General features: G+C 65.8%; 13 protein-coding genes. 3 read left to right on the top strand and 10 right to left on the bottom strand.

What is annotated here, in order from left to right; all coding sequences use genetic code 11:
- Positions 1–63 precede the first annotated feature (63 nt).
- Positions 64–15,009: a LysM peptidoglycan-binding domain-containing protein gene (locus JHW38_RS13800; protein ID WP_207521901.1), complete on the top strand. Its 14,946-nt coding sequence runs from the start codon at positions 64–66 to the stop codon at positions 15,007–15,009.
- Positions 15,009–15,287, top strand: a complete 279-nt coding sequence (locus JHW38_RS13795) for a hypothetical protein (protein ID WP_207521900.1) — start codon at positions 15,009–15,011, stop codon at positions 15,285–15,287. Before JHW38_RS13800 ends, JHW38_RS13795 begins: the two co-directional genes overlap by 1 nt.
- Before the next feature lie 98 nt (positions 15,288–15,385).
- Here JHW38_RS13795 and JHW38_RS13790 read toward each other — a convergent pair whose 3' ends face one another.
- Entirely contained in the window at positions 15,386–16,900 is a 1,515-nt protein-coding gene (locus JHW38_RS13790) for a PLP-dependent aminotransferase family protein (RefSeq protein WP_207521899.1), read from the bottom strand.
- 196 nt (positions 16,901–17,096) lie between these two features.
- Positions 17,097–17,702 (bottom strand): hypothetical protein, encoded by a 606-nt coding sequence (locus tag JHW38_RS13785; RefSeq protein ID WP_207521898.1) that lies wholly within the window; start codon positions 17,700–17,702, stop codon positions 17,097–17,099.
- 240 nt (positions 17,703–17,942) lie between these two features.
- On the opposite strand from JHW38_RS13785, the gene JHW38_RS13780 reads away from it, so the two are divergent.
- A complete protein-coding gene (locus JHW38_RS13780; protein WP_207521897.1) occupies positions 17,943–18,287 on the top strand; it encodes a hypothetical protein in 345 nt (114 codons plus the stop codon).
- A gap of 154 nt (positions 18,288–18,441) precedes the next feature.
- On the opposite strand, the gene JHW38_RS13775 is transcribed toward JHW38_RS13780, so the two are convergent.
- From JHW38_RS13775 to JHW38_RS13740, 8 genes are read right to left on the bottom strand one after another with little or no spacing between them, the layout of a single operon-like run.
- Positions 18,442–19,005: a lytic transglycosylase domain-containing protein gene (locus tag JHW38_RS13775; protein ID WP_207521896.1), complete on the bottom strand. Its 564-nt coding sequence runs from the start codon at positions 19,003–19,005 to the stop codon at positions 18,442–18,444.
- Positions 19,005–19,634 (bottom strand): tetratricopeptide repeat protein, encoded by a 630-nt coding sequence (locus JHW38_RS13770; RefSeq protein ID WP_207521895.1) that lies wholly within the window; start codon positions 19,632–19,634, stop codon positions 19,005–19,007. The genes JHW38_RS13775 and JHW38_RS13770 overlap by 1 nt, the downstream gene beginning before the upstream one ends.
- A gap of 13 nt (positions 19,635–19,647) precedes the next feature.
- Positions 19,648–20,400, bottom strand: coding sequence for a sigma-70 family RNA polymerase sigma factor (locus JHW38_RS13765; protein ID WP_207521894.1), 753 nt, complete (start codon positions 20,398–20,400; stop codon positions 19,648–19,650).
- Entirely contained in the window at positions 20,397–21,182 is a 786-nt protein-coding gene (gene fliP, locus JHW38_RS13760) for a flagellar type III secretion system pore protein FliP (RefSeq protein WP_207521893.1), read from the bottom strand. Before fliP ends, JHW38_RS13765 begins: the two co-directional genes overlap by 4 nt.
- Positions 21,179–21,526, bottom strand: a complete 348-nt coding sequence (locus JHW38_RS13755; RefSeq protein ID WP_207521892.1) for a hypothetical protein — start codon at positions 21,524–21,526, stop codon at positions 21,179–21,181. Before JHW38_RS13755 ends, fliP begins: the two co-directional genes overlap by 4 nt.
- A 40-nt stretch (positions 21,527–21,566) precedes the next feature.
- Positions 21,567–21,902 carry a flagellar motor switch protein FliN gene (gene fliN, locus JHW38_RS13750; protein WP_207521891.1) on the bottom strand — a complete coding sequence of 112 codons (336 nt, stop codon included), beginning with the start codon at positions 21,900–21,902 and terminating at the stop codon, positions 21,567–21,569.
- Positions 21,903–21,907: 5 nt separating this feature from the next.
- Positions 21,908–22,735 (bottom strand): FliM/FliN family flagellar motor switch protein, encoded by an 828-nt coding sequence (locus JHW38_RS13745; RefSeq protein ID WP_207521890.1) that lies wholly within the window; start codon positions 22,733–22,735, stop codon positions 21,908–21,910.
- A complete protein-coding gene (locus tag JHW38_RS13740) occupies positions 22,732–23,979 on the bottom strand; it encodes a flagellar hook-basal body complex protein (RefSeq protein ID WP_207521889.1) in 1,248 nt (415 codons plus the stop codon). The genes JHW38_RS13745 and JHW38_RS13740 overlap by 4 nt, the downstream gene beginning before the upstream one ends.
- Between the last annotated feature and the right edge of the window lie 6 nt (positions 23,980–23,985).

Below are 23,985 nucleotides of genomic sequence, written 5' to 3'. Positions count from 1 at the left end.
AGATGTGCCGAGAAGTCCGTTAGAGAGCCGCCCCCTGGCGGCTAACCGAAACGGGAAAGGCACATGGTCGCGATCGTCACAGGGAACGGACTGGGTCTGCAGGCCTCCTCGGCGCTGGGTCTGGGCGGGCGGGGGCAGATCGGCGGTGCGGGGGTCGGCAAGACCGGGGAGCAGGCGTTCGTCAACGCCGCGACCGGCAACCTGATCCTGCGCGACCGCGACCAATGGCTGATGGGCCGCGGCGTCGACGCCGAGCTGTACCGGGCCTACAACAGCCAGGCGCAGCTGGTCGGCGAGACTTGGCGCGCGGGCGTCAGCAAGCAGGTCGGCGGTCTGACCGGGACGGTCAATGCGGCCGGCAGCAGCGTCTATCGCACCGACTGGGACGGCAGCCGCATCGCCTACGCCTGGGACGCGGCGCGTTCGTTGTACGTCGCCAGCGAAGGCGCGGGCACCCGCGACACCCTGGCCTGGGACGGCGGCAACCAGCGCTGGACCTGGACCCAGGGCGGCAGCCAGCTGATCGAGCGCTACGACGCGGCCAACAGCGGCCGCCTGATCGAGAGCGTGGACCGCGACGGCAATGCGGTCAGCTACGTCTACAACGGCGCCGGCGCGCTCAGCCAGGTCGTCACCGCCAACGGCGAAACGACCTACCTGGACTACGACTCCAACGGCCGCCTGAGCCAGCTGCGCACCGTCACCCAGACCGCCAACGGCACTCAGACCTCAACCGCGGTGCGTTACGGCTACGACAGCGCCGGCCGGCTGGGCACGGTGACGTTGGACCTGAGCCCGGACGACAATTCGGTCGCCGACGGCAAGGTGTTCACCACGACGTATGGCTACGACGGCAGCAGCGGCCGGATCGCCTCGATCACCCAGTCCGACGGCGCCAAAGTCGCGTTCGGCTACCAGCTGATCGACGGCCAGTACCGCGTGGTCAGCATCGCCCAGACCAGCGACGCCGGCGTGCTGCGCACGACCACGCTGAGCTACGACACCGCGAACCGCCGCACGACCATCGTCGACCCGCTCGGCCAGGACACGATCCTGAGCTACGACGCGCAGGGCCGGCTGTTGCAGACCAGCAGCCCAATGGTCAACGGCGCGCACCAGACCCAGACTTTCACCTACGACGCCGCCGGGCAAGTCGCGACGATCCGCGACGGGCTGGGCAACGAAGTCAAATACACCTACGACGCAGCCGGCAACCTCATCAAGCAGGAAGACGCGGTCGGCACGGTGGTGGAGCGCACCTTCGGCAGCGACAACCAACTGCTGAGCGAGACGGTATCGGGGCCGAACACGGCCACGGCGACGACGCGGTATGTGTACGACGCGGAGCAGCATCTGCGGTTCAAGGTCAGCGCCGAGGGGCGCGTCAGCGAGCTGCGCTACAACGCCGCCGGCCAGTTGATCGCGACGCTGGGCTACTCGGAAGGCAACTACGCCGGCAGCACGTTCACCGAGGCCGCGCTGACCGCGTGGGCCGGCGCCACCGCGCGCATCGGCGAGCGCACCGACAGCGAGTACGACTTCCGCGGCAACCTGAGCCAGGTGACCCGCTACGCCACGCTGGCCGCCGACGGCAGCGGCGTGCTCGACGACCAGGTCATCCGCACCCGCTTCGTCTACGACGCGCAGGGCCGGCTGTTGCAGCGTTACGTCGGCCCGATCGCGGCGCCGGAAGTCGAACAGTTCGTCTACGACGGCCTGGGCCGGACGATCCGGGTCACCGGCTTCAACGACGCGGTGACCGTCACCCAGTACGACGACGCGCAGCGGCGCACGGTGACGACGCTGGCCAACGGGCTGGTGCGCACCTCGATCTACAACCACGCCGGCGAGCTGATCGCGCTGGCCGAATCGGACAGCGGCGGCACGCTGCTGTCGCAGGTGCGCTACCACTACGACGCCGACGGGCGGTTGCGCATGAGCGAGGATGCGCTCGGGGCGAAGACGCATGTGTTGTACGACGAGGCAGGGCGGCGGGTCGGTGAAATCGATGCCGCTGGCGCGCTGACGGAGTATGTCTACGACGGCAACAATCAAGTAGCGAAGACGACCGTTTACGCCAGCGCGGTGAGCGCAACGGGACTGGCGTCGTTGCTGGATGCCAACGGAAAGCCGAAGCAGACGATTGCAGTGAACGGTCAGCAGGCGGCGCTGACTCTGGCCAACTCAGGCTTACGTCCGATCGCGGACGTGAACAACGACCGTTCGGCATGGCGGTTCTACGACAAGGCCGGTCGTCTGATCAAAACCTTGGATTCCGCTGGCGCCGCCGTGGAATACCGTTACGACGCCGCTTCGCGACTCGTGGCGACCGTCGCCCACAGCAACAAGATCTCCGTAGGGGCGTTCCGGATCGCGCCTACGCTGGAAAAGCTCAATTCCCTGATCCAGCCATCGGCAGCGGACCGGTTGGACCGCTATTTCTACAGCGCCGATGGCCAGTTGCTGGCGACGTTGAACGCCAACGGCGCGATGGTCGAGCATCGCTACGACGCGATGGGGCGCAAGACCAAGACCATCGAATACTACTTCGCGGTGCCGGCCGCGAAGCGCGCGGCCGGGACGCTCGACGAGATCAGGCCGCAAACCACGATCTTCGACAAGAATGCGTACGCCTTCTACGATGCGCGAGGGCTTTTGACCGCCGAAGTGGACGGCGAAGGCTATATCACCCGCTATCGGTACGACAGCGTCGGCAACGTCGCCCGCCGAATCCAGGGCGAACGCCTTGCCCCTGGGGTGCTGGACGCGCCGGTGTCCGTAACCGGAAGCTTCAAGGCGCGTATGACCGGTACGGCGTCCCAGCCGATGCCGACCGTCGAGGTGTGGGTCGACGGCGTCAAGGTGAAAACGGTCTCGGTCGATTCGGCCAGCGATACCAGCTACAGCTTCACCGCGCAGGTGCTGGCCGGCGCCAATCATCGTGTTTCGCTGGTGATGGTGCCTGGCGACGGGCGGACGATCGAGCTTTCCCAGGCCAACCTGGCCGGTGTTGCTTTCGACGCCACCGGCAGGGTCGCGTGGGAAGCCGGCGGAGACGGACAAAACGCGGGAACGCCGAGCGTTCGTCCTTCGGGGGCGCAGAGCTTCAGCGGCAGTGGTGCGATGCGCTGGTCGGTAGCTTCCCTGGATGCGCTGGCCAGTCTGGTCCAGACCCCGGGGCTCGTGCAAAGGTCGGATTACGAGTACGACGTCGAAGGCCGGCTGCTCAAGAAGACCGACTTCTCGAGCAGCGGCAACATCGAGTCGAGTTACGCATACGACAGCCTGGGACAGATGGTCGCCGCGCGAACCGCCGATCGCAAGGCTTTGAGCCGTTACGATCTGCAGGGCCGCCTCACCGCCCAGCTGAGCGGCGAGGGCGTACGCGCGCTCGAAGCATTGGGCGCCAACCCTGCGCAAGCGGCGGTGAACGCGGTCTGGAACCAGTGGGGCCAGCGTTACGAATACGACGCCGCGGGCCGGCGCACCGCGATGGTGGATGCGCTCGGACGTTCGACGTTGTTCTACTACGATGCCTCGGGCCGACTGGTATTGACCGTCAATCCGACGGGCGAAGCGGTCGAGCAACGTTACAACGTCTTCGGCGAGGCCGAGCAGGTCATCGCCTATGCCAAGCGGATCGCTTCGCTTTCGCTGGGGCAGATGCACGGCGGAACACTGACCGACGCTGTTCGTTCGGTGATCGCCTCCATCGACGACGCTCAGGCGAGCAAGAGTTCGCGCAAGTACAACCTCGTCGGCTTGCTGGAGCAGGCTACCGATGAGAACGGGGGGCGGACCGAGTATCTCTACAACGCGTACGGCCAGGAAACACAGAGTACCCGCTGGACCTCGCTGGTCCGATCCGACGCTACCAGAATCGTCGACGCGATCTACTACGATTTCGCAGGGATCGGCTTCAACAACGCGCGGGATATCTGGAGTTTCAACAGCCAAACGGGTCGCTACGTCGATGCGTTCGGCCGGCTGAACTCCATCATGCTCAACAGCGAGCTGCAAGGCGCCTGGCGCTACGACAGAAACGACCGCGTGGTCGGTTATCAGATCCAGAACGGAACGAGTTCGGAAGTCAGCGATTACGACGCCTTCGGCAACGTCATCAAGAAGACCGATCGCGCGGGCAACTCCACCCTGTACAGCTACACCGCGTTCAATCGCGAAATCCGTACCGTTTCCGCGGAAGGCATCGAGACCCTGGCCCGCTACAACGAGCACGGTCAGGTCGTCGAGCTCACCGACGGCCGCGGCAACAAGACCGTTTACGAGTACGATCTGGACGGGCGCCTGATCCGGACCACCTCGCCGGCCGGCGAAAGCCGAGTGGCCTACGATCGCGCCGGTCAGGTCATCGAAACGCGCGATGCGCGCGGCGTGCGGACCGTCTACGAATACGACGGCGCAGGCCGGACCTTGAGCCGCACTGTCGATCCCGACGGGCTCGCCATCGTCGAACGTTTCGAGTACGACCCCAAAGGCCTGATGGTTCGTTCCGTCGACCCCAACGGGGTGGCCACCGAGTTCCGCTACGACCTCAAGGGCCAACGCACTCTGGTGGTCGTCGATGCCGGCGACGGGCGGCTCAATCTGGCTACCCGGTACGAATACGACGCGATTGGGCAACTGGTGAAAGTGGTTGCGGGCGACGGCACCGCCGCCGCCAAGGTCACCGCCTATAGCTACGACAAGCTAGGTCGGAAGATCAGCGAAACCGTCGATCCCGACGGCTTGGCGTTGAAGACGGTCTTCACCTACAACAAGCTCAACGATCTGGTCGCGAAGACCGATCCAAGCGGCGCTATTACCCGCTTCGTCTACGACACAGCGCATCGCTTGACCAGTACGGTCGATGCGGCCGGTGGAATTACCCGGCAGGTTTACGATCAGGACGGCCGCCTGCTTTCGCGGACGGCCTACGCAAATCCCGCCGCGACGACGGGGCTGGCGCTGGAGCTGAAGTTCAGCGACATCAATGCTCTCGTTCGGGCCGATACGAACAACGACCGGACCATACGCTACGCCTACGACCGCGACAACCGCCTGCGTTATGTGGTCGACGCCAGCGGCTCGGTGGTCGAGTCGATTTACGACAACACCGGAAATGTCGTCCGCTCCATCGCCTATGCGACGCCGATCGCTTCGACGGTGGCTGCTACGGTCGCAGCCGTGAGCGCGGCGCTGGCGGCGCAAGGCAGCGCAGCCCACCTCGGCGACCGCAGCTCGCTGTTCGTGTACGACGCGGCCGGGCGTGCCGTGTTCCAGCTCGACCCGGGCCGCTATCTCACCCGCAACAACTACGATGCCAACGGCAATCTGATCGGGCGCGTCCGCTACATGTGGCCGTATCCGGCCAACGCGGCGACCGGCCTGAGCGATCTGCTCGTCTGGGCCGATCGCAACGAGAACACCGCTTCTCCGCCGATTTCGCGCGACCGCTGGATCTACGATGCCGCCAATCGCCTGACCTGGGAGATCGACGCCCGGGGTTACGTGACGCGGACTGTTTACGACGCGGCGGGGCATCGGACCCGGCGCGCGCAATATCAGGAAGGCACCGAGTACCCGTACACCAAGCCCGCCGAGTACACCGATGCCGGAATGCGGGCCTGGGCGGCGAGGACCTCCGGCGGCGATGCGCCCTTCGTCAACCCGGCGACTTTGTGGTTCTACGATACCGCCGGGCGCGAGGTGTTCGCTTTCAACGCGGAGGGCTATCTTGTCGAGACGCGGTACGACGCTCGGGGCAATCTCGAGCGAACCGTCCAGTACGACAAGCAATGGCCGGCCTACTACGGCGCGACCGACACCATCACCGATGCGGACACCGCAGCGTCGGTCGCGGCCAAGGCCGCGGGCGGCGCGGGTGCGTCGACCTCGTACCGTTACGACGCCGCCGGGCGGGTGCGCGACAAGATCGACGCGCTGGGCGGGGTGACCCGCTACGAATACGATTCGCTGGGGCAGGTGGTCGCGGAATTCCAGGCATGGGGCACGCCGGATCAGGTTGCCGTGCGCCGGCGCTACGATGCGGTCGGGCGGATGACGGAGGAAACGCGAGCCGCGGATACGCCGCAGGCCTCGCATACGCGCTACGCCTACGACGCGTTCGGCCAATTGGTTTCGACCGTCGATCCGCGCGGCGTGGAGCTTGTCGAGCTGGATTCGCCCTGGGCCCTGGAACTGCGCTGGTCGCTCGGCTACAGGAACGAGACCGGCGCGGCGCTGGTCGTCGCGAGTCTGAGCGCCGCCCAGAAGGAGGCGCTGCTCGCGCTGTACACCAGTCGGTCGGTCTATGACGCGTCCGGGCGCTTGTCGCAGTCGATAGATGCGCTGGGTGGCGTCGTCACGCGCACGTACGACGGTTTCGGCAATGCGGTGGAAGTCAGGGATGCGGGCGGGAATGTCGGCCGTTTCTACTTCGATGCCAAAGGCAACGTTACCCATCAGGTCGATCCCGAGGGATACCTGACCGTCACCGAGTACGACTATCGCGGCAACGCGACGGTGGTGCGCCGCTATGCGAATCGCGTGTCCGGCCAGGTTTCGCCGAACGCCTTGCCGTCTATCCCGGCCGGGGCGGTTTCGGAAACCCGCATGACCTACAACGCCGCCGGTGCGTTGATCGGAACCACCGACGCCGAAGGCAAGGGTGAGTTGTACGGGTACGATCAGTTCGGCTACATGAGCTTGTTCACCAACAAGCTGGGGGCCAAGACCGCGTACTTCCGCGACAAGCTCGGTCGGGTGACGTCGGAGACCTATCTGGACGTCTCCGTGGTCGATCGTTTCAACGGGGCCGCAAGGCCCCTGCGGATCGATAGCCGTTACGACGCAAGAGGCAACCTGGTCCGACGGGTCGAAGCGGTGCAGTCGGCCGAGGAGCGGATCACCGTTTTCGCCTACGACGCGCTGAACCGCCGCACGTCCGCCACCGAGACCGTGGCGACGGGCCAGGCCACCGTCAATGCGGTCGAAAAGAGTTCGTTCGACGCGCGCGGAAACCTGATCGAAAAGATCGCCGTCAACGGCGCCCGAACCGTTTATTACTACGACGCGGCCAATCGTTTGTCCGGCCAGGTCGGTCCCAACGGCCTGCTGACCCGAAATGAGTACGATGCCGCCGGAAATCTCGTTCGTACCCTCGCTTTCGTTCGTGCGGTGGCCCTGCCCGCGGGCTGGACGCTGCCGGCCGATCCGCTGAATCCGGCCACCGGCAAGCCCGACGAAGTGCGCGAGACCCGCTTCGCCTACGACGCCAACGGCCGCCGCATCGAGTCGCGCACGAAGGGCGTAGCGCACGGCATTCTCGAAAACGGCGTCGATCAGAACGGAAACCCGGAGCGCAGCTACAAGATCGACGCGCGCGACATCGTCGAGACCTGGTCCTACGACGCCAACGGCCGCGCGATCGCGCACGTCGACGGCGCCGGCAATGTAGTGCGTACGTTCTACGACGCGTTGGGGCAAAAGCGCCTGGAAATCGATGGCGAAGGCTACGCGGTCGCGTGGGAGCGCGATGCCGAAGGCAATGTCCTCAAGGAAACCCGCTACGCCAAGCGCCAGCAGCCGCCCGCACAGACCCTGCTGGCGGCTTCGGCGAACGACGAAGCCGAGCAACTGATCTCCAGCTGGCCGACCAGTGCGGACGACCGCGTCACCCTCTACAGCTACGACAAGATGGGCCGGCGCCTGACCGAGTCGCGCCTCAGCGTGGCCTACGGCAGCGTCGATGCGGCCACCGGCCGCCTGAGCGAAGGCTTCGCCACCGCGACCACCGCCTACGCCTACGACGCCGCCGGCAATCTGCTGCGCCGCACCGACGCCAACGGCAGCGTGTTCGGCTGGGAATACGACAAGGCCGGCCGCAACACCGCGATCATCCTGCCGGGCTTCGTCGACTATTCCGGCCGCAGCGTCACCGCGCGCACCGAGTACAGCTACAACGGCCTCAACCAGGTGGTGAAGGAGACCCGCCGCGGCGTCGGCAGCGACCAGGATCAGGTCGACAGCTACGTCTACGGCGCCGGCGGCCGATTGTTGTCGAAGACCAACGCGCTCAACTTCACCACCCGTTTCGGCTACGACGCGTCCGGCAACATGACCGCGATGAGCTACCTGCGGACCGATTCCGCCGGCGGCCAGCGCACCGAAACCATCCAGGTCGCTTACGATCAAAACAACCGCGAGGTCAGCCGCGTTACCGTTGGCGGCGACGGCAGCCGCAGCGTCGAGCGGCGCACCGACTACAACTTGTTCGGCGATGTGACCGGGCGCGGCACCGGCCCGACCGGTTGGCAGGAGTTCGCCGAGTACGACTACGCCGGCCGGGTGTTGCGCACCAACATGGACGGCGGCATCACCCGCGTCCACGTCTACGACGGCGCGGGCAACGCGGCGGTGCGGATCGAGTCGCGCGCCGAAGACTTGTCGAAATGGACGCTCGCGCGCGTGCTGGAGCCGTCGGACGCGGATGCGGAGAAGTTGTCGCTGACGCTGACGTTGTACGACGGGCGCAACCAGGCCATCGACGTGATCCAGGCGTCGATGTCGGCCGAAGGCGAGCGCCTTGGCTTGAAGACCGTGACGGTGCGTCCGATCGTGCCGGGCGCGATCCAGTCGTCGGTAGGCGGACGACTGGGCCAAAAGGCTCGCGATCAGGTATCGCGCCCGGAGGACGGCGTGCCGACCATCGCGCCGACGAACGCGAATACCGTACCGAGCCTGTCCGGCAACGCGGTGCCGTTCGACTGGCGAGGCGGCGGCGACAGCACTCCGCCGACCGCGATGACCTACCGGTTGAACATTCCCGACTACCGCAGCGCGTTCGGCAGCGAGTACCAGGTGCGGGTGGTTTTGGAAGGGCAGCAGGCCGGTCCCCATTCGGGACGCTGGGAGGACATGGACAAGCCGTTGCCTGTCTATTCCTTGCTCGGCCAGTTCGTCGGCGACCAGAACAGCGTCGCGGCGGATATGCAGGTGCCGATTTTCCTGCGCAATGTGGCGACTGAGGAACGCAGGGCTACGCTGTATTTCACCGTCAAGGTCTACGTCACTCCGCGCGGCAGCGGCGGCGGACGCGAGATTCTTGTGGGCAGCGCCAGCAACGTCGGCCCCGACGGCAAGGGCGCCGAGATCAAGTGGGACCGTAGTTGGGATCACAACGGCCGAGTCGATCTGATGTCCGGTTCGCTGGCCACCGCGACCACCGGCGAACTGCCCCCGGAATTCTCCGGTCACGTGATCCAGATGCCGGGCGACGCCTATCGTTCGGACGTGTCGCCGCAGGTGTATGTGCGGCCCAAGGGCTCCAGCGGCCCGTACCAACTGTTGCCGCTGCAGCGCGACTTCGGCCAGGGCAAGGCGACGGTGGATGTGGCCGGCCTCGCCGACGGGCCGTACGACATGATTTACGTCGCCACCCGAACCGACGGCGCGCTGATGCGCCGGGAGAAGTACGACCTTGTCGTCGGGTCGACCCAATCCATCGCCCGCGCGCCCGACACCTTGGACAACACCTTCCAGACCAACAGCCTGGGCACCTTCGTCTGGACCAGCAACGGTCTGGACATGAGCAACTTGCTCACCTACCGCAGCCAGGTGCCGAAGAAGGTGGTGGTCGAGTATCGCCGCAAGGGCAGCCAGGATGCGTGGGGCGGCACGAACGGGCTCCCCGGCCTGCCGCCGATGGCCACGCCGGGCAGCGTGCGCTGGGACACCACTGGCTTGAACGGCGACTACGAAGTCGTGCTCAAGCTGCTCGGCGACAACGACACGCTGCTCGACAGCATCAAGGGCGAAGTCAGCGTCGGCGCCAATCCGCGCGTCGCCCTGGACTTCGCCCACGACGCCGACGTCGTGCGCCTGAGCAACCTGCCGCCGAACGCGTCCGCGGTCGATCTGACCCTGTTGAACGAAGACGGCAGCGTCGCCTGGACCGCCGCAGGCCTGTCGATCGCCAACGGCGCGCTGAACTGGCCGATCCCGCCAGAGATCCTCGCCGCCGCCGGCGACGGCGTGCGCCGCTACGGCATGAAGCTGACCTTCACCGACAATCGGGTGGTGCCGCCGAGCAGCTACAACGCCGTGGGCAGCATCGAAGTCGGTCCGCAGCGCGAACCCAAGGCGGTGATCCAGGTCGATCGCCACCTCTACACGCTCAACCTCGATCCCAAGCAGCCCGAAGGCCAGGTGCTGGTGCTGCACTATCGCCCCGAGGGCAACGTCAACACGCCGTTCCAGGAAGTCGTGATCCTGCGCGGCGCCGACGGCAAGTTCCGTTGGGACAGCCTGGGCCTCAACAAGGAAGCGACGTACGAATACTTCTACGACGTGTTCCGTACCTTGGCCGAAGCGCAGAACCCGGCCGGCAGCCAAAGCCTGGTGCGCAACAGCGGCTACTTCTGGCCCGACAACGACCGCCCGGCCACCGAAGCCAGCTGGGAGATCAAGAACTTCGAGCCGTCGTCGCTGACCATCCACCGCCGCCAGGAATACAACGCCTTCGGCGAGATCGCACGCGAGATCGACGGCCGCGGCAACGCCACCGCGCTGAGCTACAACACCTTGGGCAAGCTGACCCGCAAGACCGATCCCTTGGTCTGGGTCACCCGCGCCAACGGCTTCCGCGAGCAAATCAACCCGTTCACCCAGTACGTCAACGATCTGGCCGGCAACGTCGTCGCCTATCGCGACGCCAACGGCAACCTGACCACGCAAGCCTGGAACTACGGCAGCGCCAAGCCGACCCTGGTCGGCGAGTGGCATGCCGACGGCGGCTTCAAGCGCTTCCAGTACGACGTGTTCGGCAACCAGCGCGTGTCGGTCGACGAACTCGGCCGCACCACCGGTTACGGTTACGACCGCGGCAACCGTCTGGTCTCGATCCAGCGGCCCAAGGGCGAAGGCGAAACCGGCGAGATCGTCGACAGCTACGCCTACGACGAACTCGACCGCCGCATCCGCCACACCAGCAGCCTGCTCGGCGCGACCACCACCGACTTCAACATCGAAGGCGAAGTCAGCCGCGTGGTGACCGCGGGCGGCCGCACCACCACGTATTCGTCGGTGTGGAGCGACGCGATCACCGGCAACCACGCCGGCTGGATCCGCACCATGACCGACGCCAACGGCCGCAGCCTGATCGACTACGTCGACGCGTTCGGCCGCAAGTTCATGCACAAGGATCTGGGCGATCGCTGGTTCACCTACGAGTACAACCACGCCGGCCTGCTGAGCAGTTCGGGCACCACGGTGTACGAGTACTACGCCAACGGCCTGATCAAGCGCATGAACGATGCCGGCAGCGGTATCAAGGCCTATTACGAATACGACGAGAACGGCAACCGCACCTTCGAGGGCTTCACCGGCAAGGACGGCAACTGGGCGTTCCAGCAGTCCAAGGCCACCTACGACGCGCTGAACCGCCTGATCAAGGTCGACGACCCGCGCTACGAAATCACCTACGAGTTCGACGCGCAGGGCAACCGCATCCGCATGCACTCGCTGTACAAGGACGGTCTCAACGGCGCCAGCCGCGTCCAGGAGTACTGGTACCAGTACGACAGCATGAACCGCTTCACCGTGACCATGGGCAAGCTCAGCGGCAACGGACAGACCCGTGGCTCCAGCGCCAGCGACAACAGCGTGTGGGTGTACGAAGGCAACGAAGACGGCGTGCTGCTGGCCTACGACCAGGCCAACCAGCGGCGCATGGCCAAGTACGGCCGCGACGGCCACACCGAGCGCTACGACTACGACGCGCGCGGCTATCTCACCGACACCGTCATCGACGGCGTGCTGCGCGCCCGCCGCGTCAACGACCTGGCCGGCCGCGTCGGCGACTACTACGAGTACGACGCCAACGGCACGCTCAAGAACAGCTCGTCGCGCACCTGGGACAACGACAGCCTGTTGATGCTGGAGCACGACAATCTGGCCAACAAGGGCACGGAGACCTATCGCCTGGCCGACGGCACGGTCGATTTCACCGAGACCTACGGCGAAGAAACCACGGTCAAAACCAGCTACACCTACGAGTGGTTCGACAGCGCCAAGCAAAGCCAGATCATGGTCCAGGCGTCCAACCAGGACGTGAAGAACTGGGCGCCGGGCTTCTCGCGCTACGTCTACGACAGCCAGGGCCGGATCAAGCTGGCCTACGACCAGGCCGGCAACCGCGGCTTCGCCTACCAGGTCGACGGCGAAGGCCGGATCCTGCAGCGCGACGAACTGATCGGCGGCGAAGTCGACGCCAACGGCAACGTCGTCAACGCCCAGCAGAACCGCCACCACAGCTACTACTTCTTCGACGACCGGCAGATCGGCAACGTCGGCAACGACGGCATCGACCGCATCGACTACGCCAAGGAACTGGCGCAGAACGAAGCCCAGGCCGGCGCCAAGAACGACGACCGCCACAAGCGCTTCACCCCCGTGGCCGGCGCCAACTTCGACGAGAACTACCAGCCGATCAACAGCCTGTACCCGACCGCCGCGCCGGGCAGCTACATCGTCAAGTCCGGCGACACCCTGCAAGGCATCGCCGCCGCGCTGTGGGGCGACGCAGCGATGTGGTACCTGCTAGCCGACGCGAACGGCTTGGCGCCGAACCAGCCCTTGATTCCGAACACCGTGCTGACGGTGCCGAACAAGGTCACCAACATCCACAACAACGCGAGCACGTTCAAGCCGTACGACGCGGGCTCGGCGATGGGGAATACGAGCCCGACGGCGCCGGAGCCGCCGCCGCCGCCGGCGGCTAAGAAGGGGTGTGGTGGGTTTGTGCAGGTGCTCGCGATCGTCGTGGCGGTCGTCGTAACGATTTACACTGCGGGCGCTGCCGCTGCGGCGATGTCGGCCACACTGAGCACAGGTGGTGCAATCGGCGCAACGATGAGCGCGGGGCTGAGCGTGCTGGGTGGTACGGCAGTCGGCGGCCTGGGAGCAGGAGCTTTGGTTGGCGCTGCGGCTATCGGCGGTGCAGTCGGCAGTATTGCTAGTCAGGCAGTATTGATCGCAGGTGGTGTCCAGGACAAATTTGATTGGAAGGGCGTTGCTTTGGGCGCTGCTGGAGGCGCAATCAGCGCGGGCATGGCTACGTCCGGGTTTGGATCCGCATTGAGCCGGGTGGGTATCCGAAGCGAGTGGGCTCAGACAGCAGCTCGCGCGGTGGCTGGCAACGTGGCGTCACAGGGCGTCGCCGTGGCGTTGGGTGTGCAGAACGGGTTCGATTGGAAGGGCGCTGCAATTTCAGCAGTGAGCGCGAGCGTCGGCCGATGGGTTGGAGACAAGGCCAAGGCCTTCGGCTCGGCGCGTCAGTGGGGTGATCGGACCATCAACGGATTCGCGGACTTCAGTGCAAGCTTTGCTTCCGATGTAACCACCGCCGCAGCTCGCGGAAACTTGTCGAGCAGTGTTTTGGCGAGCATCGGCTTGAATGCTGCGGCCACGACAATAGGCCATGCCGTCAGTTCCCAAATGGCGAAGCAGAGCGCGCCCTGGAAGGGGCTGGGTACAGGCGCAATGGACGCTGGCGCCATGCTTGATCGACTTTGGGATCGTGAAGCTCGGGCTTGGTCGGGCGGCGATGTTCTGGCCGCCGGATCAAGCGATGGCTCGGGATCGGCTCTTTCCGGCGGCGCCAATGGGGGCGGCATCGGTATCGGTTCACCGACCGGAGTCGTTGGAACCAACGGAGACATCTTCTCCAAGACTCCAGGTGCTTCCATGAGTGACCGAAGATACGGTTACTACGTGCCTCGAAATTATGAAGAGGTACTGATCGATCGCAATCCAGATGGTGGGCGTAAGCTGGCTCAGTTGTCTCTCGATACGTCTGCGTGGGTTGCCTATCAGAACGTAATTGGGAATTTCCTGCCCACCCCGCCGGGAGTCGATCAGCCGGAAGCGTTGGTCAGCTACAACCATTGGCTGCAAGCGGGTTATGCCCAAAAACGCATCACGGTCGACTCCGCGCTGACGGTAGCTCAGCGAGATCACGAAGAACTGCTGGATACGATCAAGAACGTGACCGATGCGTTCCGTGGCGACAGCCTTTACGGAGACATCCGCGCGAACGAAGCCATGCTATTGGCCGATGTTACGGCGAATCTGTACACCGGGGCGCGTAGCGTTTTTGCTTTGGCTACGGATCGGCAGTCGCAGCGAGAGTTTCAGAGCGGACTTATCGGGTTGGGCAGTACAAAGCCCATGGATTTGTACAACAAAGCAGTCATGAGCACGTCTGACTTCTTTGGGCTTCCTTCCGATCAGATGTGGCGCAAAGTAGGCGCTGCCTCCGGCACCTACCTGGCGGGCCTCGGGGTCGAGGCAGCAACAGCTAAGGCGCTCGAGTACGGCGGGGGGCTGGCGCGAAAGGCGGGGTTGGTTTATGAGGCGGAGGATGCCCTGCGCTTCAGAGGTTTCAAGGCACGCGAGGATTGGGCGCTGCACAACGTTTACGGGAACGCAAGCGCCCATCAGACTATGGCCGATTGGATACCGAACGCCGATGGCCCCAGATCCTTGGAGCAGGCTTTGAAAATAGCGGAAGACAACGGTGTCGATGTGCCCGACTACGTCAGGCTGATCCCGCTGGAAGATGACGTGTACTTCGGGACCGGAGGTTCCAGGGGCGTTGGAATGCCGAATTCAGACGCGACCTATGGCCGGTTAGACAATGTGGCTTTGAATGAGATCGTGAGCTGGAAAAGTCGTCCTGGAAAAATTTCTCTTCTGGACAGCGACGGGAGATTGCCAGTTTTTTTCCGGAAATCAGTTCTCAACAGCGATAGGGCGATTGTCGCCATCTTCGGTCATGAGACATCGGAAATATGGGAGCTGGAGGCCGAGTTCCAGCGCTCCGGCGGTATGATGCGCGTTAAGGACTACAACGCTCTGGTCTCTCCGTCGTCGGGTGGGGAAAATGCGCATACGCGTGCGGTGGCGTTCGGCGATGACCTTGTCAAGGCTATGAAGAAGAGAGGGTTGTGATGGCTATTCCATTGCTCGACAAGTATCTCGCCTTGATGGGGGATGGTGTTATTCCGCCTTCTACCGTGGCTGCAATCGCTCTTGAGTACCTGTCCGAAGGAGGAAGTCTCGCGGATTTCGATGAATTGCCGCTGGAGATAAGGACTCAGATCGGCGCGTTCATAAAAAGCTATGAGGAAAAGGGGGTTTGGTACTCGGTGTCGAGCGAAGGGCTTCGGGACATGAGTGAGGTCGCTCAAAAATTCATCGAGAGGTTTTCCTCTCGCCTGGAGCGATAGCGGCCACGAAGATCATTTTGCCGAAGCGCTCATCGAGTTCTTTGTGAGGGCTTCTACGCAGACGAGTCGTATCCTCTCGACGGCTGTTTGGGGTCTTATCATCGTCCGCGCGGGCGCTTGTCGAGTTTCGACAGCGCCGCCTTCACGATTTTCAGCTTATCGTGAATTTGCTCTCGGTCGCTTCCCGCGAAGCCGAATACCAGGCCTCCAGGGTTCGAAGCCTCTCCGTATCTTGATAGCGGATGCACTATCAGTCCTTCGTCGAAGCAAATCTCGGCAACAATGCGGTCTTCTACTCTTATGGCCGCTTCGTTAAAGCGGGCGGTTATATGCATTCCGGAAATGGCGCGTCTGAAGTTCAGCCAGTGCTCCAGCATTTTCGCTTCTTCCAGGAACGCTTGTCTTCGTTGGTCGTAGATTGATCGGGTCTTGCGCAGATGGTGTCCCAGGTGGCCTTCATCAATGAAAGCCGCCAGCACTCCCTGCATTAGCAGCGCCGTATGCCCGTCCGCGATATGCTTTGCGCCAACGATTGCATCCACCAGCGGCTCGGGCACGATCGCATAAGCGATACGCAACGATGGAAACAGAATCTTGTTGAAGCTGCCGATGTAGATCACCCGCCCACGCTCGTCCATTCCTTGCAGCGACGCGATGGGCCGGCCCTCGTAGCGATAGTCGCCATCGTAATCATCCTCGAGCACATAAGCATCGCGTTCATGCGCCCAGTCGAGAAGAGCGTGGCGACGTGCCAGCGAGAGTTCGACCCCCAAAGGATACTGATGCGCGGGTGTCACATAGGCTAAACGCGCATCCGGCGCAGCGGCTAGCCCCGCTGCGACGTCCAGGCCATCGTCATCCACCGGTACATCAACGACCTCCAAGCCCGCATTGCGTAAGCCATGCCGCACCGGCGGGTAACCCGGCAATTCGCACCACGCGCGATCGCCCGAATCGGCCAGCGATTTCGCCGCCAATTCGACCGCTTGCTGCGTGCTGGTCACCACGATCACCTGCTCGGGCGAACACCGCACCGCACGCATTGCCGACGCGTGCGCGGCGATGGCGCGACGCAAGGCGGGCAAGCCGTTGCTTGCGCCGTAATGCCAGTAGTCGTCGCCAGGCTTCGCAGCTTCGCGTTGCAACAACCGATTCCAGACATCGCGGGGAAACAAACCCATCGGCGGCAACGATGGTGTAAACGGTACAGAACTGGCCGGCTCGTAGTGGCCGGGATAAGCGCGCAACGCCTCGGCCCGTCGCGAGATGCGACGTGGAGCGGTGTCGGCAACGATGATAAGGCTGCGCTCGGGCCGCAGCGGCGCCGAATCGCGCTCGGGCAATTGCGCGGCGACGAAGCTGCCGGCGCCACGGCGGCGCACGATGTACCCATCAGCGACGAGTTGATCCAACGCCCAGTCGACAGTGTTGCGGGACACGCCAAGGTCGCGGGCTAGCGTGCGGCCCGACGGCAGGCGCGCATTCGGCACCAGCGCTCCGCTGAGGATCGCGGTGCGGATACGCTCGCTGATGCGGGCGTAGGCGGGTTGGCCGGCGTCGCGGTCCAGGCCGGTGACGTCGACGCTGAATACGGAACCGGCGTGTTTGGCCATGCCGGTAGGGTAGCCCGTTCGCGTGAGGGCGGGGCATGAGGGATGTCACGTGGTGGGCCGGCGCCGCCTGGACTTACTGACGTGAAATCGTGGCATGGCGCTTGAGGCTCTGGATCCCCGCGTTCGCGGGGATGACGGCTTGGGGAGGCGCGGTCAGCCCGGTTGCCGTGGCCTGCGCCCGTCTACCGTCGCAGGATCACGCTCCAACCCGTGTGTGCTCCATCGTCCAGTTCGTCTCCCACGCCTTCCCATCCAGCGAAAACGCCTGCTCCCAGCGCGCATGATCCGCATCGACGCGGGTCCAACGAAAGCGCACCTTGATAGGCCGCCCATCGTCGGTATCGTCACCGTAGAACTCGCCGCGGTCACCGTCGAAGCCGCCGGCCACGGGCGGGAACAGTTGCCCGGTGCTGCTGTTGATCCAGTACAGGTACCAGCGCTTTTCCTGCAGGTTGAACACGCGCACGGTCATGCCCTGCCAACCTTTGGTCGGGAACACTCCTTCGTCGAGATTGACGATGCCGCCCATGCGGCTCTCGCACCGCAGCGATGCGGGGAACTCGTCCCAGTCCTGGCTGCCGATCCAGCGCTGCTTGAGCCGGCGGTTGCGGAAGGTCCAGTCGCCGACGAAGAAGTCGAAGTCGTGGACGTCGCCGGTGGGCAGGGCGATGTCGGTGCCGGGCAGCGTCGCGGTTGCGGAGCGAGCGGCGGCGCCCGCCAACGGCGCTAGGCTCAGCGCGGCGGCGCCGGCGAGCGCGTCTGCGAGGAGACGGCGGCGCGAAGGGGACGCGGACGTGGACATGCGGGCAGCTCGCTCGGACGGGCCTCAACGGTGCCCGCTCCGGCGGCCCGCAGACAGGGCCATTTATCCCCGCAGCGCTGGGCCAGACACGCGCCAGCAACGGTTTTTGCACCAAGCCATGCAGCATAATGCGCGTACGCCACGGCGCTAGCGCCGCAGGCGCTGCGATCCGGCCGTTGCAGTGTACGGCTGCGGTTTCCCGCCGCTTCCTCCCGCCGTCTTTGGATTCCGATTCCCGCGATGACCGACATTTCCCGCCTCGACCGCCTGATCGCGCAACTGCGCGTGCATTTGCGCAAACAAGGCGGGGTGGCCGCCGCGCGGCAGCCGCGCGAGCAAGGCGCGCCGGCGCGCGAGGCTGGGCGGCAGTCGCCGTTGCAGGCCGTGCAGGCGCTCAAGGCGGCCGGGGTCGGCGACGAGAAGGTGCTGGTCGGGCGCCTAGTCGAAGGCTTGCTGGCCGAGGAGTTCGGCGACGAGCTGGCCAATTCGGCCGAGTTCCACCAGACCATTGCCGTGGTCGTGTCGGTGCTGGCCGAAGATGCGGAAGCCTGGGCGCTGTGCAAGGCCTGCGTCGAGGAAGCCTGAGCGCGCAGTGTGCGCGAACGGTCCAGCGAGGCGCAGACGACGCGCGTCGGCCGATATCAGGGTGAATGTGCGGGCCGATCGAAATCCGCGCAGGTGCGTCGGCAGATCGTCATCGAATTGAACAGGTCGGCGGATCGCCGTCGACGCGATCCCTTCAGCGAATCGTCGCCAACGCGTCGAGCTCGCCGCCACCGTTCTGCGCCACGCCCGCGGCTGCGCTCGACGCGGCGTTCGCTATCGCCGGCTTCGCCGCCGCCAACGCCGGCAACAACCCCCAACGCCGCATCACGTCCTGAATCCGGCGCATATACGCCTCACCGATCTCCGGCGTCTCCGAGTGATACGCCGCCACCGCTTTCCAGGTGGCGCCGTACTTGTCGACCTTGCGCCGCAACAGCCACGCGCCGACATACGCGTTGACGCAAGGATCGAACAACCGGTCCTGGCCGATGCCGTAACGCGACAACTCGCCGCCATGCACGGTGTTGATGCCCATCAGCCCGATATCGCGGGTGCTGTTCTTGTTGTGGTTGACAGTCTCGGGCTTCATCCGCGATTCGTGGAACGCGATCGCGCGCAGCACGTGCGGATGCACGCCCTGGTAGCGTGCGGCGTCGTCGATGCAGTCGGCCGCGGCCGGCGCGGCCGCCAGCGAAAACGCCGAAGCCAGCAGCAACGCCGCGGTGCGCGGCGACGACAGGAGACGGTGCGGACGCATCAGTGATCGCGACGGTCGAGGTAGCCGCCGAGCAGCAGATGACTGCCCGTGCCGGCGTTGTCGTCGTCCTGCTCGTCCGCCGCCGCATCGGCCACCGGCGGCGCGGCGAATCCGGGCACCGGCGACAGCGCGGCATCGGCGACGATCTCGTGCGACTTCTCGATCAGCGACTGCACGAACGGCGACAGCTCGGGATGATCGCGATTGGCCTCCAACCCGCGCTGCAGGTAGGCGCGCGCCTGCTCCGGTTCGCCGGTCACCAGCGCGGTCAGGCCGCGGGCGAAATCGCCGAGCGCTTCGTTCTCGCCGAGCCGGGTCAGCGGATGCCACACCGCGATCGCCTGCGCCGCGCCGCGGTGGCACAGCTCGAGGTAGCCGAGCATGAAGCGCGCCGCGTGCAGTTCCGGCGCCATCACCACGGCTTGGCTCAGGTCGGCGAAGGCCTGCGGATAGGCGTTGAGACTGGCGTAGACCGAGCCGCGCAGCAGGGCCAGACGCGCATCGGCCGGAAATTCGGCGACGGCGGCGTCGAGCAGGGCCAGCGCTTCGTCGTCGGAGCGGTTCATCGCGGCCTTGATCGCGTCGATGCGGTCGTCGTCGCAGGCGATGGGGTAGCGGTCGTCTCTCATGTCGTGGTCCGGATCAGGAATGGGGTTGGATCTTCTCGCGCAGCAGGCGCAGCCCGGCGCGATGGATCTGCGAGATGCGGCCCTTGCTCAGGCCGAGGATGCCGGCGATCTGTTCGAACGGCAGCGAATGGAAATAGTGGTAACCGATGACCTTGGCCATATCGGTCGGCAGTCGGTCCACCGCCTGGCGCAGGCTGCGGCAGGTCTGTTGCCACGCGACCGCAGCATAACCGTCGTGATGATTGGCGCTGAGCTCGTCGGCGTACATGCCGGTGCCTTCGAGCATATGGCCGATGGCTAGCCCGACCGCCAGTTCCGACAGCGCTTCGAGCTTGCGCGCGGCCGGCTTGCCGTCGCGGGCACCGCCGTCCTTGAGCGAACTCAAGCGGTCGCGCTGCAGGCGGCGCTTGAGCGTGATCTGCTCCTGCGCCTCGCTCAGCGCGCGCAGGCCGTCGAGCACGCTGCCGGTGATGCGCGGCGTGCAGAAGGTCTTGAAGCTCGCGCCATGCTGCGGGTCGTAGCGGTCCAGCGCATCGAGCAGGCCGATGCAGGCCAGTTGCTGATAGTCGCGCAGTTCCACCTCGCGGCTGTGGCGGCCGCCGTAGATGCGCGCGGCCAGCGCTTGCGCGTACGGCAGATAACGCAGGAACAGCGCTTCGCGCGCCGCGGTCGAGCCGTCGCGCCGCAACGCCGCCCACAGCGACGCTTCCGCGGCGGGCGCGGCGGGGTCGTCGTCGTGGAGGGCGAGGGCGGTCGGCCAGGTCATTTGAAGCTGAGCACCACGCCTTGCAGGATCAGGCTCCAGCCGTCGACCAGTACGAACATCAGCACCTTCAGCGGCAGCGAGATCGTCGCCGGCGGAACCATCAGCATGCCCAGCGACAGCAGCACGCTCGACACCACCAGGTCGATCAACAGGAACGGCAGCAGGATCACGAAGCCGATCTGGAAGGCCACGCGCAGCTCGTTGAGGATGAAGGCCGAGGTCAGCTGCAACAGGCCGACCTGCGCGGGTTCGTCCGGCAGCGGCTTGCCGGAGATTTCGTACATCAGCTTGAGCTCGTCCTCGCGCACCTGCCGCAGCATGAAGTCCTTGACCGGCGCGCTGCCTTTCTCCAGCGCCACGTCGAGGGTCATCTGCCCGCTCATGAAAGGCTGATAGGCCTGCGTGTTGACCTTCTCCAGCGTCGGCAACATGGTGAACACGGTCAGCAACAGGCCGAGGCTGATCAGCACCGGCGTCGGCGGCGTCTCGGGCATGCCGAAGGCGTGGCGGATCATCGACAGCACGATGATGATGCGGATGAACGCGGTCATCGAGATCACCAGCGCCGGCACGATGCTGAGGATCGTCAGCACGGTGGCGATGCGCACGCTCTCGCTGGTGCCGCCCTTGAGCGCGCCGAGCACGGCGCCTTGTTGGGCGAACGGGTCGGGTACGCTCGGCGCCTGCGGCGGCGCTGCAGCCATCGCCGAGGCGGCGGCGAACACGCCGAGCAGCAGCGCCAGCAACAGCAGGCGGCGGTGGCGGACGAAGAAATCGGTCATGGCGCGGGCGCTCCGTCGCGGGCGTCGTGTGTGGCGGGCGCTGCACCCGCGTCTTGCGGGACGGCCGCCGGCTCAGGCGCGCGCGGCGCGGCGCCCGCCGGCAGCACGGTCACGTGCACGGCGTTGTCGCGCGTGGTCAGCAGCAGCCGTTCGTTGCCGTAGGCGAGCACGTGCACGGCCGTGCGCGGGTCCACGCGCAGGCTTTCCAGCAACGCCAGATCGCGCGCGGGGCCGACGCTGAGCCCGCGGAAGCGCGAGCGCAGCAGGAAGATCGCGGCCACGCCGAGTCCCAGGCACAAGGCCAGCGACAGCGCGACGCGCAGGTAATCGATTTGCATGGACATGTCGTCGTTTCCGGTCCGTCCGCCGCGGCGGACGGGGCGCTCAGGCGGCGCCGAGCTGCTTGATCCGCACGCCGAAGTGATCGCCGACCGCGACCACTTCGCCGCGCGCGACCACGCGTTCGTTGAGCAGCACGTCCACGTCCTGCGACAGGTGCTGGTCCAGGGTCAGCATCGAACCGGCCTGCAAGGCCATCAGTTCCTTGACCGTGAGCCGGGCCGTGCCGAGCTGGATTTCGACCTTGACCGCGATCTCGCCGAGCATGTCCAGCGGAATGCGCTGGCCCGGCTTGTCGCCGGCGACCGGCGCGGCGGCCGCGTGTTCGGGAAGGTCGATCTGCATGATGTCGATCTTGCTGACGCCGAGCGGGGTATTCATGGGGTTCACTTCTGCTGAAGGGTGGTGAGCTGGATCGAGAGCCGCTGTTGCGCGCGTCCCGGCCGGCCGTGGGCGATGGTGCGCGGCGCGGCGCCGTCGGCGTGCAGGCGCAGCTGGATCGGTTCGTGCAACAGCTGCGCGGTGGTCAGCACGTCGCCGACCGCCAGTTCGCTGAGTTGCAGCGCGGTGAGTTCGCAGCTGCCGAGCACGGCCGAGAGCTGCACGGTGTTGTCGCCGAGCGCGGCGGCGCGCGCGGCGGGCTCGGCCCGCTTCGCCGCCGGCGCGGCGGCGAGCGGCCGCCGCCACGCCAGTTCGGCCGCGCAATCCAGGTCGAGCAGTTGCGGATCGCGCGCGGTGCCGATGCGCAGGCGCACGCCGCCGGCGGCGAAACCGCTGTCGGTTCCCGGCGCCGCGCGTTCGAATGCGGCGAGACTGTCCGCGGCGCCGTCCAGCAACGCGGCGGCGAGGCGCGAGAGCAGCGCGTCGAGCAGTTGCTCCTGCACCGGTTCGAGCAACTCGTCGGGCACCGCCTCGGCCTGCGCCGACAAGGCCATCGCCGCCAGCGCGTGGCGCTTCCACGCGCCGGGCTCGGTGCGCGCCGTCAGCTGCGCGCCGGCGCGCCAGCAGGCGCCGCCGGCGGAGGCCGGCTGGCCCGAAGCGAAGGCCTGCGCGTCGAGCACTTCGAACGCGCCGGCGTCGAGCCAGTCGTCCTGCCACGCACGCAACGCCGCGGCTGCGCGTTCGCGCAGCCAGTCGGCATCGGCTTGTCCGAGCGGCCGCCAGCGCGGCGCCGCGGCGCTTTCGCGTGCAGACGTTGCAGTCGCGGCGCTCATCCTTGGCCGCTCTTCATCTGGAACAGCTGCATGATCATTTCGTTGGCGGTGCTGATGACTTGCGAAGACGCCTGGAAGCCGCGCTGGATCAGGATCAGGCGGCCGAACTCGGTCGACAGGTCGACGTTGGAGGCCTCGATCACGCCCGACGACAAGGTGCCGGCGCCTTGCTTGCTGCCGACGAAGATCGGCGGCGGCAGCTGCGAGGCGTCGAACACACCGTCGCCGAGCTGCACCAGCCGCTGCGGGTCGGCGAAGTCGGCCATCGCCACCGTGCCGAGTTCTTCCTTCTGGCCGTTCGAGTAGTCCACGACCAGCGCGCCCTTGTCGTCCACGCGCAGCGCCGACATCGTGCCCGCGCCGTAGCCGTCGATCTTGGAGACCTTGAGGCCGGAGTTGTTGGTGTTGCCGCTGAGGTACTGGATGCTGGAGAAATCCAGATCGAGCCTGCTGGCGACGCCGTTGGCCGAGGTCAGGGTGACCGTGATGCGGTCGGCGCCCGGCTCGGGGGTTCTGCCGATCATGCGGATCTCGCCCTGGCCGAGCGTCTTGGAGTCCTTGTCCAGCAAGACGACCTGCCAGCGCGCGCCGTTGGTGCCGATCGGCGGCGAAACGGTGTCGCGGGTCAGCTTGATGGTGGCGACGATCTTGGCGCCGGAGCCGTCGTAGAGCTCGACGTTGGGAATCGAGAACGTCTCCGCCGTGGTCGGCGGATTGGTGCCGCCGCTGCCGGCGCTGCCCATCGACAGCAGCGAGCCGTCGATCTTGACCGACGAGGTCGGCTTGGGCGCGCTGGAGCGCAGCTTGTCGATGGTGATCGGCTGCAGGGTGCCGTCGGGGCCGAGCGTGGTCAGTTGCAGCTTGCTGCCCTTCTCGCGCACCTTGCCGTCGTCGTCGATGATGAACTGGCCGGTGCGCGCGTAACGCACCTTGCCGTCTTCCAGCAGCGCCAGGAAGCCCGGGCCTTCGATCGCCAGGTCGAGCTGACCGTCGCTGCGGCGGATCTCGCCCTGCTTGAAGTTCAGCGCCGCGTAGTCGTATTCCACGCCGCTGCCGGCGGTCGCCACGCGCGCCGAATCCGGGCCCTGGCCGAAGAACTGCTGGCCGTAGTACAGGTCGGAAAACCGCGGCGTGGTGGTCTTGAAGCCCGGGGTGTTGAGGTTGGCGACGTTGTTGCTGATGGTCTGCAGACCCTTGGAATGGGCGGTCAGGCCGCTCATGCCGATGTAGATGCTGTCCAGCATGTCGAT

This window comes from Lysobacter enzymogenes, assembly GCF_017355525.1.
GTDB lineage: Bacteria > Pseudomonadota > Gammaproteobacteria > Xanthomonadales > Xanthomonadaceae > Lysobacter > Lysobacter enzymogenes_C.
Note: the sequence above shows the minus strand (reverse complement) of the source record. Positions and strands in the feature narration are given on the sequence as shown.